Origin of the sequence: Micromonospora sp. ATCC 39149, from assembly GCF_000158815.1 — a bacterium.
Lineage (GTDB): Bacteria > Actinomycetota > Actinomycetes > Mycobacteriales > Micromonosporaceae > Micromonospora.
In genome coordinates, this window is record NZ_GG657738.1 from 1637884 (window position 1) to 1655189 (window position 17306).

Here is a 17306-nt window from a genome sequence, read left to right on the forward strand (position 1 = left end):
GCCGCCGCCCGGGGATCGAAGCCCCCGTGCAGCCGCGCCCACGCCGTCGCGTACTCGTCCCAGTTCAGCGAAAGAGACACACCACGGAAACAACCGTGGCACCGGCACTGTGGTGTCGCGCCACGGGGTCACACCCGCGCGCTGACCTCCAACTGCTGCCAGACCTCCCGCGTCGCGGTGGACCGGTTGAGGGTGATGAAGTGGATGCCGGGCACTCCCTCGTCGAGCAGCCGCCGGCACATCTCGGCCGCCTGCTCGATGCCGAGCCGGCGGACCGCCTCCGGGTCGTCGGCCACCTCGGCGAAGCGCGCGGCCAGGGCCGGCGGGAAGGGCGCCCCGGACAGCTGCACGGACCGCTCGATGGTGGTGAGCTGGGTGACCGGCATCACCCCGGCCAGGATCGGGGTGTCGCAGCCCTCCGCCGCCACCCGGTCCCGCAGCCGCAGGTAGTCGTCGGCGTCGAAGAACATCTGGGTGATCGCGAACTCCGCGCCGGCCCGGCACTTGCGGACGAAGTGCGCGGTGTCGCTGGCCACGTCGGGCGAGCGCGGGTGCTTGTACGGGAACGCGGCCACCCCGATGCTGAAGTCACCGCAGTCGCGCACCAGCCGCACCAGGTCCTCGGCGTAGAGCACCCCCTCGGGGTGGCGGACCCACTCGCCGCCCGGGTCGCCCGGCGGGTCGCCCCGCACGGCCAGCACGTTGCGCACCCCGACGCCGGCCAGCCGCCCGATGACGTTGCGCAGCTCGGCGACGGAGTGGTTGACGGCCGTGAGGTGCGCCATCGGCAGCAGGGTGGTCTCGGTGGCGATCCGCTCGGTCACCGCGACCGTGGTGTCCCGGGTCGACCCGCCGGCCCCGTAGGTGATCGACACGAACGAGGGGCGCAGCGACTCCAGCTCGCGGATCGCCTGCCAGAGCAGCCGCTCGCCCTGCGGTGTCTTGGGCGGGAAGAACTCGAACGAGAAGGTGGGCTGACGGTCACGGATCAGCTCCCCGATCGACGGCTGCGGATTGGGGAGCACCGATGGAAGACCAAGAGCCATGGACCGACTCTAGCGGTCGGGGCCCGCCGCACCCAGGCCCTTCCCACCTGACGCGACCGCCGCGCGAGCGCCACCCGAGCAGCTCCCGGCCACCTCCCCTGCGTCCCCTGGCCAGCCGCCGGGCGGCTCCCGGGCGGCCTTCGGGCGGCTCCCGGGCCGGCGGCGGGCCGCAGAACGTCGTACCCCCGGGGTAGACAGGCGGTAGCGCGGACGGGGCCCGCGTGGGGGTCAGCACCGACCGGCGGCGTGCCGGTCCCGCCCGGGCGGGCGGGTCGACGCCGCCATCGCGCCGACCCTCCCGGAGGACCGATGACGCCGCCCCCGCCGCCCGGGCCGGAGTCGCCCGGGCCGGAGCTGCTCGGCCCGATGCTCGCCCGGCTCCGCCAGGCCCGGGGCCGCAGCCAGCAGCTCCTCGCCGCCGAGCTGTGCGCCGCCTCGGGCGTGCCCACGCTGAGCCGGCACGAGGTGTCCCGTTGGGAGCGGCAGCTCCGCGTGCCGGGGGCCTTCTGGCTGGGGTGGCTGGCCGTGGTCCTCGCCGTGCCGGCCAAGCTGCTGGCCGATGCCGCCGGGCGCAGCCGGCGAGCGCGCCGCCGGCCGCTGCCGGCTGGTCGGGCACGCCCACGGGCCGGCGGTACGCCCGTACGCCGCCCTCCCGCCACCCACCGCACCGGGCGGGGCGCGACCGGCCAACCCGCCCACTTGACCCGACGTCCAGCTTCTGGCGATCGTGGCGGTCGACTCATGTCGGCGACATGGCAAGATCCCGCGGTCCGGACACCCCTCTGTCGCCGACATAAAGTCGATCGCCACGTACGGCTCGAACCAGGCGGGGATGACCCCCCGTACGCGGGCCACCAGCCGCGCGCCTTGCTCTCCCTGGCGAGACTCACCAGCACTTCCGTCAGCCCGGCCGACATGCCGTAGCACTCGGGGGCGACCGGCCCGCCCCGGCGTGCCACGCGCCGCCGGTGCGGCAGCTCACCGGACGACCCGCTAGCGTCGGGGCGTGACCCACGCTGCTCCCGTATCCCCCGTCGACCGTGCCGGCCTGCGTCAGCGGATCGACAAGGCCCTCGCCGGCTTCCTGGCCGGTCAGCGCACCTGGCTGACGGCCGTCGACACGGCTCTGGTGCCGGTGGCCGAGGCGATCGAGGCGTTCGTGCTGGGCGGCGGCAAGCGGCTGCGCCCGGCGTTCGCGTACTGGGGGTTCCGGGGGGCGGGCGGCGCCGACGCGGATCAGGTGGTGACCGCCCTGGCCGCGCTGGAGTTCGTGCAGGCCAGCGCGTTGATCCACGACGACCTGATGGACCGCTCGGACACCCGGCGCGGCGAGCCGGCGGTGCACCGGCGGTTCGCCGCCCGGCACCGGGGAGCCGGCTGGGGCGGAGACGCCGATGGCTTCGGCGACGCGGCGGCGATCCTGCTCGGCGACCTGTGCCTCGTCTGGTCCGACGAGCTGCTGCACTCCGCCGGGCTGGACCCGCGCGTCGTCGCCCGGGCCCGGCCGGTCTTCGACGAGATGCGCACCGAGGTCACCGTCGGGCAGTACCTCGACGTGCTGACCCAGGCCACCGGCGACACGTCGGTGGAACGCGCGGGCAAGGTCGCCCGGTACAAGTCGGCCAAGTACACCGTCGAGCGTCCGCTGCTGCTGGGCGCGGCGCTGGCCGACGCGCCCGCCCACGTGCGGGCGGCCTACTCGGCGTACGGGCTGCCGCTGGGCGAGGCGTTCCAGCTCCGCGACGACGTGCTGGGGGTGTTCGGCGACCCGGCGCAGACCGGCAAACCCGCCGGTGACGACCTGCGCGAGGGCAAGCGGACGTACCTCGTCGCGGCGGCGGTGGAGGCGAGCGACGACGCGGGCCGCGCGCTGCTGCTGGACCGGCTCGGCGACCCGGAGCTGGACGCCGACGGGGTGGCCCGGCTGCGCGAGCTGATCACCTCGACCGGGGCGCTGGCCCGCACCGAGGAGCGAATCGCCGCGCTGACCGAGACGGCGCTCGCCGCGCTGGCCGCCGTCGACCTGGAGACCGAGGCGCGGCAGGCGCTGGTCGACCTCGCCATCGCCGCCACCCGCCGCGCCGACTGACCCCACCGGCCAGCCGACTGACTCCGGCAGCCAGCCGGCTGACTCCACCGGTCAGAAGCCGAGGGCCTGGGCTCGGCGCTTGACCTCGCGGGCGTGGTCGCCGCCGAGCGTGACGGCCGGGGTGCCGCCGGAGAGGGTGTCGTCGGGCTCGTAGAGCCAGCGCAGCGCCGCCTCGTCGTCGTAGCCGGCATCGGCGAGCAGGGTGAGCACGCCGGGCAGGTGCTTGAGCACGGTGCGGTTGGCCACCAGGTCGGCGGGGACCCTCCGTACGCCGTCGCGGCGGACGGCGAGCAGTTCGCGGTCCCGGATCATCTGGTGGACCTTGCTGATCGACAGGTCGAGGCGCTCGGCGACGTCCGGCAGGGTCAGCCAGCCGGCGGGATCGGTCGGGCCGGCGAGGTCGGTGCCGGAGGCGGCCTGGTCGGAGGGTACGGAGTCGGTCACCTGATCACCCTGCCACGCCCCCACCCCGCGCGGCGAGCGGCACCCCCTCACCACGCGGGAGTAGCGCCGGCAACCCACCCTCCCCGCGCCGGCAACCCGCGGGCGCAGCGCCCGCCCCGCCCTCCATACCCCGGGCCGCCGCCCTGGTCGGAGGGCTGCCGGCGGGGCCACGCGAGCGCGGCGCGGGCGGTGCCGTGCCATCCGGCTGTAGCATCCTGTGCAACCTCCACCCTCCGGAGACATAGACTGCCTGCCGATGGACACACAGGTCGCTGACACGCTGCTGGGCTCGCTGATCGACGGGCGCTACCGCATCCGCGGTCGCGTGGCCCGTGGCGGCATGGCGACCGTGTACACCGCCACCGACGAGCGCCTGGAGCGCACCGTCGCAGTCAAGATCATTCATCCGACCCAGGCTCCCGACGCGCGGAGCCGGGCGGCCGGGTTCCTGGAGCGGTTCACCGACGAGGCGAAGACCATCGCCCGGCTGACCCACCCGAACGTGGTGGCGGTCTACGACCAGGGCACCCACCGCGGCCTGCCGTACCTGGTCATGGAGTACGTACGCGGCCGCACCCTGCGCGACGTGCTCGCCGAGCGGCGCCGGCTCAACCCCGACGAGGCGCTGGCGATCATGGAGCAGATGCTCGCCGCGATCGCCGCCGCACACCGCGCCGGCCTGGTGCACCGCGACGTCAAGCCGGAGAACGTGCTGGTCGCCGAGGCGCCCACCGGCGGGGCCGCGAACCTGGTCGACAGCGTCGTCAAGGTCGCCGACTTCGGGCTGGCCCGGGCCGTGGAGGCCAGCGCCGAGGAGGAGCCGGGCAACCAGCTCATGGCCACCGTGGCGTACGTCGCCCCGGAGCTGGTCACCGACGGCCGCTCCGACACCCGCACCGACGTGTACTCGGCCGGCATCGTGCTGTTCGAGATGCTCACCGGCCGGGTCCCCTACGACGGCGACCGCCCGGTGGACGTCGCCTGGCAGCACGTCGACCGGGACGTGCCGGCCCCGTCGACGCTGGTGCCCGGCCTGCCCCGGGCGCTCGACGACCTGGTCGCCCGCGCCACCCGCCGCGACCCGGGCGCGCGCCCGACCGACGCCGGTGCCCTGCTGGCCGAGGTCCAGGTGGCCCGCGACGACCTGGGCAACCCGAACACGCACACCGCAGTGCTGCGCCCCGTGGCCGACGAGACCAACCCGATGGCCCAGCCGACCATGGCGGTCGCGGCGGTCCGGCCGGTGCAGCGCCCGGCCTGGGCGCGGCTGCCGGAGCCCGAGCCGCAGCGTCCGCACCCGCGTCGGGCCGTCCCCGAGAGCGACGGGCCGGCGTCGCGGCTCGCCGCGCTGCGTACCCGGATCATGGGCGACCCGCGCGCCCGCAGGGGCGTCCTGGCGGCCGTGGTGGTGCTCGGCCTGGTCGTCGCGCTCACCGGCTGGTGGTTCGGAATGGGCCGGTACACGGTGGCCCCGGAGCTGGTCGGTCTCAACAAGGCCGAGGCCGAGGGGCAGGTCAGCCGGGGCGGGTTCGTGCTGCGCTACGCCCAGCCCCGCTACGACGAGAAGATCCCCCGCGACGCCGTGCTGGCGCAGGACCCGACCTCGGCGGCCCGGATCGTCAAGGGCGGCACGATCACCCTCACCCTGTCCCGGGGCCCGGAACGGCTGCCGGTGCCGGACGTGGTCGGCAAGGACTTCGAACTCGCCGAGGCCGACCTGACCAACGCCGAGCTGGTGGTGGCCAAGGGCGGCTCCCGCTACGACGACAACCTGCCCGAGGGCGTGGTGGTGGCCACCGACCCGAAGGTCGGCACCGAGGTGAAGCCCGGCACGAAGGTCACCGTCATCCTCAGCAAGGGCAAGGCCCCGGTGTCGGTGCCCAACCTGGTCGGCAAGAACCTCACCGACGCCCGGACCGCCCTGGCCCAGCTCGGCCTGGTGCCGGTGGAGACGTACAAGGACTCGGACAGGCCGCGCGACGAGATCCTCGGGCAGAGCCCCGCCAACGGCACCGGTGTGGAGAAGGGCACCCAGGTCAAGCTCGACGTCAGCAAGGGCCCGCCGCAGGTCGTCGTGCCCCGGGTGGTCGACCTGCCCTGCCAGCAGGCCAAGCAGCAACTGGAGGGCCTGGGCCTGCCGGTGAACGTGCAGTTCAACCCCAACGGCATCGTCCGGTTCCAGAACCCGGGAGAGAACTCGCCGGTTCCGCCGGGCACCCCGATCACGATCGGCTGCCTGTGAGCACGCCCGCACCGCGCCGGCCGGTCGGCTCGCACACCCCCACCTCGGGCGGGCTGGCGAGAGCGGCCCTGCCATACGTCGACGCCGCCGCCTCCGAGGTCGTCCAGGTCTACGTGTCCAACTCCCGGGGCTGGGCGCTGCCGGCGGGCGACCCGGCCCAGGACGCGCTGTTCCGCGACGGCTGCGCCGCGCGCGGGGTGCCCGTGTTCATCCACGCGTCCCTGCTGGTGAACCTGGGCTCGCCCACCCCGGCCACGGTCGAACGATCCGCGCAGACCCTGGCCCACGCGCTGCGCCGGGGCCGGGCGATCGGTGCGCGGGGCGTGGTCTTCCACGCCGGCAGCGCGGTCGACGCCGGGTACGCCGACGCGGCCCTGCGCCAGGTACGCGAGGCCCTGCTGCCGCTGCTCGACGAAACCGTGGCGGCGGGCGGCCCGCTGCTGCTGGTGGAGCCGAGCGCCGGCGGCGGCCGGTCACTGGCCTCCCGGGTGGAGCACCTCGGCCCGTACCTCGACGCGGTGGACCGCCACCCCGGCCTGGGCGTCTGCTTCGACACCTGCCACGCCTGGGCCGCCGGGCACGACCTGGCCGCCGAGGGCGGGATGACGGCCTGCCTGGACACGCTGGTGGCCACGGTCGGGCCCGACCGGCTGCGGCTGGTGCACGCCAACGACTCGAAGGACCTGTGCGGCTCGACCCGGGACCGGCACGAGAACATCGGCAAGGGCAGCATCGGCGAGCCGGCGTTCGCCGAACTGATGGCCCATCCCGCCACGGCGGGCGTCCCGATCGTGGTGGAGACCCCGACGGAGAAGCACGAGGGCCACGCCACCGACATCGCCACCCTCAACCGCCTGCACCCCTAACCCGGGGCGGGTGTCAGCGGCGCAGGAGGGCCATGAGGACGGCGGCGGCCCGGTCGATCGCGTCGTCGTCGACGTCGAGGTGAGTGACCAGGCGGGCCAGGCGCGGGCCGAGCACCGAGATCAGCACACCCTCGGCCCGGGCGGCGGCGGCCAGGCCCCGCGCGTCCAGCTCGGTCTTGGTCAGGTCGAGCGGAACCAGATTCGTGCGCACCGCCGAGGGGAGCACCCCGAACGGGGCGAGCGCCTCCGCCAGGCGGGCGGCCTTCGCGTGGTCGTCGGCGAGCCGGTCGACGTGGTGGGCGAGGGCGTACCGGCCGGCGGCGGCGAGCACTCCGGCCTGGCGCATCCCGCCGCCCATCCGCTTGCGAATCGTCCGGGCCCGCCCGATCCGCTCGGCGCTGCCCACGACGAGCGAGCCGACCGGCGCACCGAGGCCCTTGGAGAGGCAGACGGACAGCGTGTCGAACAGCGCCCCGTACTCCGCCAGGGGCACCCGGTCGGCCACGTGCGCATGCCAGATCCGGGCCCCGTCGCAGTGCAGGGCGAGCCCGTCGGTGTCGGCGACCCGGCGCAGCTCGCGCAGGGTGGCCAGAGGGATCACCCCGCCGCCACCCCGGTTGTGGGTCTGCTCGACGGCGATCGCCCGCGTCGGCACCGCGAAGTAGCCGTCCGGCCGGACCATCCCGGCGACCACGTCGGGGGCGAGATCCGCGCCGGCCGCCGGCCACGTCCGCGACGAGATTCCGCCGTACGCCGCCGCCGCGCCGATCTCGTACGTGACCACGTGTGCGTCGGCGTCGCAGAGCAGCTCATCGCCGGGCGGCACCACCAGTTGCAGGGCGATCTGGTTGGCCATCGAACCGGTCGGGGCGAACAGGGCGGCCTCGTGCCCGAACAGCTCGGCGACCTCGGCTTCGAGGGCGTTGACCGTCGGGTCCTCGCCGTAGACGTCGTCGCCGACCTCGGCGGCGGCCATCGCCTCCCGCATCCCGGCCGTGGGCCAGGTCACGGTGTCCGACCGCAGGTCGACGACCGTCCCCCCGCGGTCAGCCACGGTGCTTGTTCCGGCCGCCGACTGCGGGGCTCGCAAGCTCACTCCTCGCGTCAGCCACGGAGCATCTCCGCCACCAGGAAGGCCAGCTCCAGCGACTGCTGGGTGTTCAGCCGAGGGTCGCAGGCGGTCTCGTACCGGTCGGGCAGGTCCAGGTCCTCGATTCCCTGCGCGCCGCCGAGGCACTCGGTGACGTCCTCGCCGGTCAGCTCGACGTGCAGGCCGCCCGGGTGGGTGTCCAACCCCCGGTGCACCTCGAAGTAGCCGAGCACCTCGTCGACGATCCGGTCGAAGTGCCGCGTCTTGTAGCCGTTGGAGGACTCGTGGGTGTTGCCGTGCATCGGGTCGCACTGCCAGACCACCTTGGCACCGGCGGCAGTGACCTTCGCCACGATCGGCGGCAGGGTGTCTCGGACCTTGTGGTTGCCCATCCGGCTGATCAGCGTGAGCCGGCCGGGGACGTTCTCCGGGTTGAGCTTCTCGCAGAGCTCGATCGCCTCGTCGGGGGTGGTGGTCGGGCCGAGCTTCACACCGATCGGGTTGGCGATGCGGGAGATGAAGTCGATGTGCGCCCCGTCGATCTGCCGGGTGCGCTCGCCGATCCACAGGAAGTGCCCGGACAGCCCGTACGCCCGGGTGTCGGAGACCCGGGTGAGCGCCCGGTCGTACTCCAGGGCCAGGGCCTCGTGGGAGCAGTAGAGGGTGACCGTGCGCAGCGCGTCGTCCTCGGTCATCCCGCAGGCCCGGATGAACGCGATGGCCCGGTCGATCTCCCGGGCGATCGCCTCGTACCGCTCGCCGGCCGGGGAGTTCTTGACGAAGCCCTTGTTCCAGTCGTGCACCGCGTGCAGGTCGGCCAGCCCGCCGGCCAGGTAAGCCCGGAGCATGTTCATCGCTGCGGCCGAGTTCGCGTACGCCCGGATCATGCGCTGTGGGTCGGCGACCCGCGCCTCCGGCGTGGCCTCCAGCGAGTTGATCAGGTCGCCGCGGTAGGCCGGCAGCCCGCGGGCGTCGGTCGGCAGCGACCGGGGCTTGGTGTACTGCCCGGCGACCCGGGCGACCTTGACCACCGGCAGGGACGCCCCGTAGGTGAGCACGATCGCCATCTGGAGCAGGGTGCGGGCGTTGGCCAGCAGGTGGCTCTCGGTGTTGTCGGCGAACGTCTCGGCGCAGTCGCCGCCCTGGAGCAGGAACGCCTTGCCCTCGCAGACCAGGGCGAGCTTGCGCCGCAACTGGTCGACCTCGTACGGCGCGACGACCGACGGCACGGTGTCGAGCACCTTGCAGACCTCGGCGACCTGGGCCTGGTCCGACCACGGCGGTGTCTGCGCGCGGGGCAGGTCCCGCCAGCGGTCCAGGCCGAGGGCGGCGTCCTCGGCGGAGTCGACGGTCGGACGGCTGGTCTGCAGGCCCGGGCTGCCCACCGCGGGATGGCTCAGCTGATGCCACTCATGGCGCATGACGAAAGCGTACGGCGACCGCCGGAGCCGACGACGGCCGAGGCAGACGATTCCGGCAGTTGGGAGGTCACCGGGCCCGGCCCGCGGGGCCGGGGCGAGGTCAGGGGGTGACCGACGGCTCCGGGGTGTGCCCGCCCGGCGCCTCGCTCGCGACGCACCAGTCGGCGCCGCTGCGGGTGACGGTGAACAGCAGCGGCCGGGTGGCCTTGCGGGAACCGGCGGTCACGGTGATCTCCGTGCTGACCTCCTGCCCGCTGGCGCCGGCACGCACGTCGGTGATCGTCGCCCCGGACACCGTGAAGTGGTCGGCGAAGTCGCCGTTCGGGCCGGTCGCGGCGGCGTCGAAGCCCTCCTGGGCGGGGGCGCAGAGCTGGCTGCGCCCGGCGGCCACGTCCTTGGCGATCATCGCGTCGAGGTACGCCTGCACCCGCTCCCGGGACTTCGCGGCGGCCTCCTCGGCGGGCGCCCGGCCGGGCTGCCGCTCGGCGGCCTCCTTGGCGTCGCTGCCGCAGCCGAGCAGGGCGAACGGGAGGATCGCGAGTGTCGCGACCAGCGCCGCCCTGGTGTTCGTCACGCCCATTCGTTCCTCCCCTCGGCCCCGGCACCGGGACCCGTCGATGGGCGAGTCTGACACATCGCCCCCGTGCCACGCCCGTGCCGGGCCCGGGAACCGCCGTTCGCACGGTTCCCGGGCCCGAGGTGGTTAACAGGGGGCCCTGCTCTACCGAATGCGTTGGCAGGGGGCCCTTCCTTGCGTCAGCCGAGGCCGCCGGAGATGGCGCCGATCAGCTCGCCGCTGGTCGTGTCGCCGGACAGCTCCCAGAAGAACGCCCCGCCGAGGCCCTGGTTCTTCGCGTACGTCATCTTGCCGCCGATGGTCGACGGGGTGTCGTAGCTCCACCAGTTGCTGCCGCACTTGGCGTACGCGGTGCCGCCGACCGTGCCCGTGGCCGGGCAGGTGTTCTTGAGCACCTTGTAGTCCTCGATGCCGGCCTCGTAGGTGCCCGGGGCGGCGCCGGTGGCGGCGCCGCCCGGCGCGGACTGGGTGACCCCGGTCCAACCCCGGCCGTAGAAGCCGATGCCGAGCAGCAGCTTGCCGGCCGGGATGCCCTTGCCCTTGAGCTTCTGGATCGCGGCGTCGGAGTTGAAGCCCGCCTGCGGGATGCCGGCGTACGAGTAGAGCGGGGAGTGCGGGGCGGTGGGACCCTGCGCGTTGAAGGCGCCGAAGTAGTCGTACGTCATCGGCATGATCCAGTTGAGCTGGCTGGCCGCCCCGGCGTAGTCGGTGGCGTCGATCTTGCCGCCGGTGCTGCCGTCGGCGGTGATCGCGGCCGTGACCAGCGCCGAGGAGCCGAACTTCGACCGCAGCGCGGACACCACGCTCTTGAACGCGTTCGGGCCGCTGGCGTCGCAGGTGAGGCCGCAGGCGTTCGGATACTCCCAGTCGACGTCGATGCCGTCGAACACGTCGGCCCAGCGCGGGTCCTCGACCAGGCTGTAGCAGCTCTCGGCGAACGCGGTCGGGTTCTGCGCGGCCTGGGTGAAGCCGCCCGACCAGGTCCAACCGCCGAAGGACCAGATGACCTTCAGGTGCGGGTACATCCTCTTCAGCTTGCGGAGCTGGTTGAAGCTGCCGCGCAGCGGCTGGTCCCAGGTGTCCGCGACGCCGTCGACGCTGTCGGCCGCGGTGTAGGCCCTCTCGTAGTCGGCGTAGCTGTCGCCGATGGCGCAGCGACCGCCGGTGGTGTTGCCGAAGGCGTACAGGATGTGGGTCAGCTTCGCGGCGGACCCGCTCGTGTGGATGTTCTTGACGTGGTAGTTGCGGCCGTAGACGCCCCACTCGGCGAAGTACCCGACGACCTTCTTGCCGCCGCCGGGCGGGGTCGTGGTGGGCGGGGTGGTCGTGGGGGGTGCGGTGGTCGGCGGGGCCGTCGTCGGCGGGACGGTGGTGGGCGGCGGGGGGCTGGTGGTCGGGATGGTGCCCCCGCCGCACGGCGCGCCGTTGATGGTGCAGTTCAGCGGCGCCCGGTACGCCCCGGTGCCGTTGTAGCCCCAGCTGAAGGTCGCCCCGGGGGCGAGCGGACCGGCCCAGCTCTTCTTCACCGCGACGTAGTGGTTGCCGCTGCTGGTGACGTCGGCGTCCCAGGCGCTGCTGATGGTGGTGCCGGCGGGCAGGTCGAACTCGATGCGCCAGGTGCTGACGCTGGCGGCGGAGCCGTTGGTGACGGTCACCCGCGTCTCGTGACCGGTCCCCCAGTCCTGCACCTTGGCGAACGTGGCGGTCACACTCCCGGCGCCGAACGCCGAGGTCACCGGGACCGCCGCGACGGTCACCGCGACCACGGTGCCGATCCAGAGGGCCCGGCGGAGCGATCTCTTCATGTGGCGCCTCCCAAATAGTTAGGAAACTTTCCAAAATGATGGTGAGACGCTACTCACGACGTCATCAGTTCGTCAAGATGCACATACGTCGATCGACGAAAGGGGCACGCCGGTAGGGGTCGGGTGCAAGGAAGGGCCCCTTGTTAACGCCTGGGGTAGAGAAGGGCTCCCCTCTCACCGCCCGGCCATCCAGCACGACTGTCCACAAAGGGCAATGATCGGCCCGATCGTCGGCGTGTGCGACAGGGCTTCCGCCGGGCGCGTACTCGAAGATCGTCTCCTGGTTCGCCAACACCCCACACAGGAGACAGCTCGATGATCAACAAGTACGCCGGGCGCTGCGCCACCTGCCACGCCCAGGTGGGGGCCGGCACCGGCCAGCGCGCCAGCGTCAACGGAATCTGGAGCACGTACCACAACGGGTGCGTCCCGGTCCGGGTCGCGCCGCCGATGGGGTGCCACGGCGGCTGGCACGACCTGCCGGTCGTCGGCTTCGACCTGGAGGGCACGCTGCCCGAGCCGATGGAAACCCGGATCGTCTCCGCCGCCCTGGTGCACTCAGACGGCACGACGCGGGAGTGGCTCGTCGACCCGGGCGTGCCGATTCCCGCCGACGCGACGGCCCGGCACGGCATCACCGACGAGATGGTTCGCACCGGCGGCCGGCCGGCCCGGGACGCGCTGGCGGAGCTGGGCACGGCGATCGCCAAGCTGATCGCCGACTCCACCCCGCTGGTGGCCTTCTGCGCCCCGTACGACGTGACGGCGCTGCACACCGAACTGGCCCGACACGGCCTGCCCGCCCTCGACTGGGACCGGGCCGTCGTCATCGACCCGTCGGTGCTGCACCAGCAGGTCGAGCCCCGCTGGTACGGCCGCCGGCAGCTCGGCGACCTGTGCCGGTACTACGAGGTCACGTTGGACAACGCCCACGACGCGGCCAGCGACGCTCGGGCAGCCGCCGAGCTGGCCCGGTCGATCGCGGCCCGGCACGAGCGCATCGCGCGGATGCGGCCGGACGCGCTGCACCAGGCGCAGATCGGCTGGCACGCCGAGCAGGCTCGGGACCTCCAACTCTCCTTCGACCGGCGAGGCCTCGGCAAGACGGTCAGCACGCAGTGGCCCCTGGAGGCGGCACCACGCGGCTGACGCCGGCCGGGGGTGGGGGTGCGCCGGTCAGCCGGCGGTCGGCGGGCTCAGCAGCGTCGGGCCTGTGGTGGGCACGAACCCCAGCGACCGGTACAGCGACTCGCCGTCCGCCGACGCAGGCATCGACCTTCCCCACCCCGCTTGCGGTACCAGTCGAGGGCCATACCCCGGCACGCACTCTCCCGCTGTCGGGTCGGGACACGCCGGCACTGGTGGGGCTAGGCTGCGCCGTGTGCAGTTGGTGAGCGCGGACGACATCACGGCGGCGGAGCGACGGATCGGCGGGCGGGTGGTCCGTACCCCGCTGCTGGCCTGCACGCACATCGGCGACGAGTACGGGCTCGACCTGTGGGTCAAGGCGGAGAACCTGCAACACACCGGCAGCTTCAAGGCGCGCGGGGTGCTCAACGCGCTGCTCGCGCTCACCGAACGCGCCGGTCGACCGGCCGGCCTGGCCGCCTTCTCGGCCGGCAACCACGCGATGGCCGTGGCGTACGCCGGTCAGGCGTACGCCCTGCCCACCGTGGTGTGCATGCCGCCGCACGCGGTGCCGACGAAGATCGAGGCGGTCCGCCGGTACGGCGGCGAGGTCGTGCTCACCGACGACCTGCTCGGCACCTGCGAGGCCATCGCGGCGGAACGCGGGTACCACCTGCTGCCGCCGTTCGACGACCCGGACGTCATCGCCGGCCAGGCCACCATCGGCCGGGAGATCCTGGCCGACGGCCCGCCGCCGGGGCTGGTCCTGGTGCCGGTGGGCGGCGGCGGTCTGATCAGCGGGGTGGCGGCGGCGGTGCGGGCGGCGGCACCGACGGCGCGGATCGTCGGAGTGGAGCCGGCCACCGCCAACGCCGTCGGCCATGCCCTGCGCACCGGGGGCGCGGCCCCGGCGACGCCGCCACAGTCGATGGCGGACGGGCTGGCGGCCCCCTTCGCCGGCCGGCACACCCTGGCCCACATCCGGGCCCTGGTGGACGACGTGGTGGAGGTCGCCGAGGACGCGATCTGGGGCGCCTGGTGGGAGCTGCTGGACGCCACGAAGCTCCTGGTCGAGCCGTCCGCCGCCGTCACCTACGCGGCGCTGCGCACCGGCCTGGTCACCGCCGCGCCGTGCACCCGGGTGGTGCTGGTACTCAGCGGCGGAAACGTCGCGCCGACGGCGCTGGCCACCCTGCGCTGACCCGCCCCACCCTGCGCTGCCCTGTTCCCACCCCGCTGCCCCGCCCCGCCCAGCGTTGCCCGGCGTTGCCCGGGGTGAGAAGGGCGCCCTTCTCACCCGCAGGCGTTAATAAGGTGCCCTTCCTTTCACACCGGGCGGCGGCCGGCGAAGCCGCACTCGACGCGGTGGTACCAGCGCACGTCGGTGTCGCCCTCCAGCCAGCACCACAGCACCGGACGGCCGGCCCGCTCGCCGGGGAAGTCCAGCAGCACCGGGGCGATGCCCTTGACCTGGATGTCGTGCTCGTGCAGCTCGTCCACGACCCCGTGCAGCCGGGCCTCCAGGCCCTTGATCTCGGCGAGGCCGCCGAGCGGGCTCAGCCCGCCGTCGGCGAGGTCGGCGCGCAGCTCGGCGAGGTCGGCCCGGAGCCGGATCAGCTCTCCGATGCGCGGTTGCAGGGTGGCCACGAGGTGACGCGCCTGGGCGAGTGTGAACACGGCGCCAGTATGGGGCACAGGTCCTGTCTTGCGCAGGGGTGTCGACCGGCCAACGCCCGCACCCGGGCCGACTTCGACACCGGTTCCAGCGAGGGGCGACCGATCCGAATCTCGCAGAACCCGATCCTTGCTCGACCTCACTCGGACTGGGCGGCCAACTCCCGGGCGCGGTCGCGGGCCGCCTCCAGCGCGGCGAGCATGGCCGCGCGCACGCCGTGGTTCTCCAGCTCCCGGATGGCGGAGATGGTGGTGCCGGCGGGCGAGGTGACCGCCTCGCGCAGCTTGACCGGGTGCTCACCGGAGTCGCGCAGCATGACGGCCGAGCCGATCGCGGTCTGCACGATCAGCTCGTGGGCGACCTGGCGCGGCAGGCCGAGCAGGATGCCGGCGTCGACCATCGCCTCGACCAGCAGATAGAAGTACGCCGGCCCGGAACCGGACAGGGCGGTCACGGCGTCCTGCTGGGACTCGGGGACCCGGACGGTCGCGCCCAGCGGCGTGAACATCTCCTCGGCCAGGGCGAGGTGCTCACCGGTGGCGTGGGTGCCGGCGGAGATGGCGCTCATCGCCTGGTCGACCAGGGCCGGGGTGTTGGTCATGACGCGGACCACTGGGGTGCCCTCGGGCAGCCGCCGGTTGAAGAAGCCGGTGGTCAGGCCGGCGCAGAGCGAGATGACCAGCTTGTCGGCGGGCACCTTCGGCCCGATCTCGTCGAGCAGGGCGGCGGCGTCCTGCGGCTTCACGGCAACGGCCAGCACGTCGGCCTCGCCGACGGCGGTCAGGTTGTCGACCACCCGGACGCCGTAGCGGGTGGCCAGTTCCTCAAGCCCGGGTCGGCCGCCGGGCCGTGGCCAGCAGCCGCCCCACCGACCAGCCGGAGCGCAGCAGCCCGGAGAGCACCAGCTCGCCGATCTTGCCCGCGCCGATCACCGCAGCGGTGTGGTCTCCCCACCGCCATGGTCGTACCCCCCTCCGTCGCCCGCCGTGCGGCGGGGCCGAGCGACGGGCGCGGCGGTTCCCCGGGGAACCGCCCGCGCCCGTCGCGTTGGCGTCAGCTGCCGAAGAAGACCTCGGCCTCTTCGTACCGCTCCAGCGGCACGGTCTTCAGCTCGCGGGTGGCCTCGGCCAGCGGCACCCGGACGATGTTCGTGCTCTGCATGGCGACCATCTTGCCCCAGTCGCCCTCGTGGGCCGCGTCGATCGCCTGCAGGCCGAGCCGGGTGGCGAGCACCCGGTCGAACGCGGTCGGGGTGCCACCGCGCTGGATGTGGCCCAGCACGACGGTCCGCGCCTCCTTGCCGGTCTTGGCCTCCAACTGCTCGGCCAGCCACTGGCCGATGCCGCCGAGGCGGACGTGGCCGAACGCGTCGAGCTCCTGGTTGTGCAGGACCATCTGGCCGTCGAGCGGCTGGGCACCCTCGGCGACCACGACGATCGGGGCGTACTGGTGCTGGAAGCGCTTCTCGACGTACCCGGCGACCTGCTCGACGTCGAACTGCCGCTCGGGCAGCAGGATCACGTTGGCGCCGCCGGCCAGGCCGGCGTGTAGGGCGATCCAGCCGGCGTGCCGGCCCATGACCTCGACGACCAGGGTGCGGTGGTGGCTCTCGGCCGTGGTGTGCAGCCGGTCGATCGCCTCCATCGCGATGTTGACGGCGGTGTCGAAACCGAAGGTGTAGTCGGTGGCGCCGAGGTCGTTGTCGATCGTCTTCGGCACGCCGACGACGTTGACACCCAGCTCGTGCAGCTTGGTGGCGACGCCGAGGGTGTCCTCGCCGCCGATCGCGATCAGCGCGTCCACGCCCTGCGCGGCGAGGTTCTCCTTGATCCGCTCGACGCCGTTCTCGATCTTGAAGGGGTTGGTGCGGGAGGAGCCGAGGATGGTGCCGCCGCGCGGCAGGATGCCCCGCACCTCCGCGATGCCGAGGGGCTTGGACAGGCCCTCCAACGGGCCCCGCCACCCGTCCTGGAAGCCCACGAACTCGTGACCGTAGGTGGCGACGCCCTTGCGGACCACCGCCCGGATAACCGCGTTGAGACCCGGGCAGTCGCCGCCGCCGGTGAGCACGCCGATACGCATGATCTGCTCATCCTCCTGGAGCATCAGGTGAAGCCCGATTTGCCCCAGGATATGTGTCGGATCAGACCATCGGCACCGTTGCCGGCCCGGGGCGGGCCGTCACTGCGAACTGTAGCCGCCGCGCCGATACGCCGGCAGCGCACCCCGGGGCGACGCCCGCCGCCCAGAAGATCGCCTCCTGACCAGTCGACCGTCCAGCCCGACGGTGGTCAGCACGCAGGTCCGCGCGGCGCGCACCCAAGTGGAAGAGGCCCCGGTCAGCGGGCCGTCATCGCGCGCCAGCGGGCGAGGTTGTGCCGGGCGTCGACCAACGCGTCGTGCCGGGCCGCGTCGGCGTTCGGCAGGGGTGGCCGTCCCCGGTCGTCCCAGAGCTGACGCAGCTCCTTGGTGAACCGGGGGATCTCCCGGGGCAGCCCCCGCATCGACCCCCAGAGCTGGGCCAGGACCACGTGGTCGTACGCGGCGTACCAGGCCCAGAGTTCAAGCTGCTCGCCCGGCCGGCCCCGGATCGGCTCGACCAGGAAGTCGTAGAGGTCGTCGCGGATCCGCTCCCGGGACCGCCAGGCCCGGTCGGCCGGCGAGGGGAGCCTGTCCAGGACGTTGCGGCGCACCCAGGGCACGGCGCGGGAGTCGTCGAACTCGGTGGAGACGGCGTAGAACTCGCGCCCGTTCTCGTCGACGACGCCGATCGACACGAGGTCGACGGTGCGCCCGTCCTCGATGAACTCGCAGTCGTAGAAGTAGCGGTATACCATCGCCCGCCATCCTCGCGCACCGGCGACACCCACCGGAGGCCGGGGTCGCGCACGTCGCGCCGCTCCTTCGCCGCAGCTCGGGACTG

The 17306-nt window shown here is 73.5% G+C and carries 15 protein-coding genes and 2 pseudogenes; 6 read left to right on the plus strand and 11 right to left on the minus strand.

The genetic code is table 11. From position 1 onward, the window contains the following. Positions 1-80 (minus strand): annotated as a pseudogene (locus MCAG_RS32270) (CDP-alcohol phosphatidyltransferase family protein); the annotation flags it as partial. 48 nt (positions 81-128) lie between these two features. After that, a complete protein-coding gene (metF, locus tag MCAG_RS06590; RefSeq protein WP_007072191.1) occupies positions 129-1046 on the minus strand; it encodes a methylenetetrahydrofolate reductase [NAD(P)H] in 918 nt (305 codons plus the stop codon). Between the two features lie 366 nt (positions 1047-1412). Here metF and MCAG_RS32275 point away from each other — a divergent pair, with 366 nt between their 5' ends. Both MCAG_RS32275 and MCAG_RS06595 read left to right on the plus strand, forming a co-directional pair. Continuing rightward, positions 1413-1970 (plus strand): helix-turn-helix domain-containing protein, encoded by a 558-nt coding sequence (locus tag MCAG_RS32275; RefSeq protein ID WP_232290355.1) that lies wholly within the window; start codon positions 1413-1415, stop codon positions 1968-1970. Positions 1971-2052: 82 nt separating this feature from the next. Further along, on the plus strand, positions 2053-3135 hold the full coding sequence (locus MCAG_RS06595; RefSeq protein WP_007072192.1) for a polyprenyl synthetase family protein: 1083 nt from the start codon (positions 2053-2055) through the stop codon (positions 3133-3135). A 51-nt stretch (positions 3136-3186) separates the two neighbouring features. Here the strand turns inward: MCAG_RS06595 and MCAG_RS06600 are convergent, their stop codons facing one another. Then, entirely contained in the window at positions 3187-3579 is a 393-nt protein-coding gene (locus tag MCAG_RS06600) for an Rv2175c family DNA-binding protein (RefSeq protein WP_007072193.1), read from the minus strand. Positions 3580-3835: 256 nt separating this feature from the next. On the opposite strand from MCAG_RS06600, the gene pknB reads away from it, so the two are divergent. Beyond that, positions 3836-5821 (plus strand): Stk1 family PASTA domain-containing Ser/Thr kinase, encoded by a 1986-nt coding sequence (gene pknB / locus MCAG_RS06605; RefSeq protein ID WP_007072194.1) that lies wholly within the window; start codon positions 3836-3838, stop codon positions 5819-5821. Next, positions 5818-6687: a deoxyribonuclease IV gene (locus MCAG_RS06610; protein WP_007072195.1), complete on the plus strand. Its 870-nt coding sequence runs from the start codon at positions 5818-5820 to the stop codon at positions 6685-6687. Before pknB ends, MCAG_RS06610 begins: the two co-directional genes overlap by 4 nt. Before the next feature lie 13 nt (positions 6688-6700). Here MCAG_RS06610 and MCAG_RS06615 read toward each other — a convergent pair whose 3' ends face one another. The 4 genes from MCAG_RS06615 to MCAG_RS06630 form a co-directional block, all read right to left on the minus strand. Beyond that, positions 6701-7675 (minus strand): low specificity L-threonine aldolase, encoded by a 975-nt coding sequence (locus MCAG_RS06615; protein WP_157548432.1) that lies wholly within the window; start codon positions 7673-7675, stop codon positions 6701-6703. 116 nt (positions 7676-7791) lie between these two features. Beyond that, a complete protein-coding gene (locus tag MCAG_RS06620) occupies positions 7792-9198 on the minus strand; it encodes a class II 3-deoxy-7-phosphoheptulonate synthase (RefSeq protein WP_007072197.1) in 1407 nt (468 codons plus the stop codon). A gap of 100 nt (positions 9199-9298) precedes the next feature. Further along, entirely contained in the window at positions 9299-9778 is a 480-nt protein-coding gene (locus MCAG_RS06625; RefSeq protein WP_036372604.1) for a hypothetical protein, read from the minus strand. A 176-nt stretch (positions 9779-9954) separates the two neighbouring features. After that, the gene (locus MCAG_RS06630; protein ID WP_007072199.1) at positions 9955-11580 is read right to left on the minus strand and encodes a glycosyl hydrolase family 18 protein; all 1626 of its coding nucleotides are present in this window, start codon (positions 11578-11580) and stop codon (positions 9955-9957) included. Positions 11581-11895: 315 nt separating this feature from the next. Here MCAG_RS06630 and MCAG_RS06635 point away from each other — a divergent pair, with 315 nt between their 5' ends. Continuing rightward, a complete protein-coding gene (locus tag MCAG_RS06635; RefSeq protein WP_050777889.1) occupies positions 11896-12729 on the plus strand; it encodes an exonuclease domain-containing protein in 834 nt (277 codons plus the stop codon). Between the two features lie 232 nt (positions 12730-12961). Beyond that, positions 12962-13909 carry a threonine/serine dehydratase gene (locus MCAG_RS06640; protein WP_036372605.1) on the plus strand — a complete coding sequence of 316 codons (948 nt, stop codon included), beginning with the start codon at positions 12962-12964 and terminating at the stop codon, positions 13907-13909. Positions 13910-14034: 125 nt separating this feature from the next. Here MCAG_RS06640 and MCAG_RS06645 read toward each other — a convergent pair whose 3' ends face one another. The 4 genes and pseudogenes from MCAG_RS06645 to MCAG_RS06660 form a co-directional block, all read right to left on the minus strand. Next, positions 14035-14385: a DUF2203 domain-containing protein gene (locus tag MCAG_RS06645; protein WP_036372606.1), complete on the minus strand. Its 351-nt coding sequence runs from the start codon at positions 14383-14385 to the stop codon at positions 14035-14037. A 137-nt stretch (positions 14386-14522) separates the two neighbouring features. Next, a pseudogene (gene proC / locus MCAG_RS06650) lies at positions 14523-15315 on the minus strand (pyrroline-5-carboxylate reductase). A 121-nt stretch (positions 15316-15436) separates the two neighbouring features. Continuing rightward, complete coding sequence (locus MCAG_RS06655; protein ID WP_007072204.1) at positions 15437-16465, minus strand: 6-phosphofructokinase; 1029 nt, start codon at positions 16463-16465, stop codon at positions 15437-15439. A 257-nt stretch (positions 16466-16722) separates the two neighbouring features. Next, positions 16723-17220 carry a polyadenylate-specific 3'-exoribonuclease AS gene (locus MCAG_RS06660; RefSeq protein WP_007072205.1) on the minus strand — a complete coding sequence of 166 codons (498 nt, stop codon included), beginning with the start codon at positions 17218-17220 and terminating at the stop codon, positions 16723-16725. Positions 17221-17306 lie beyond the last annotated feature (86 nt).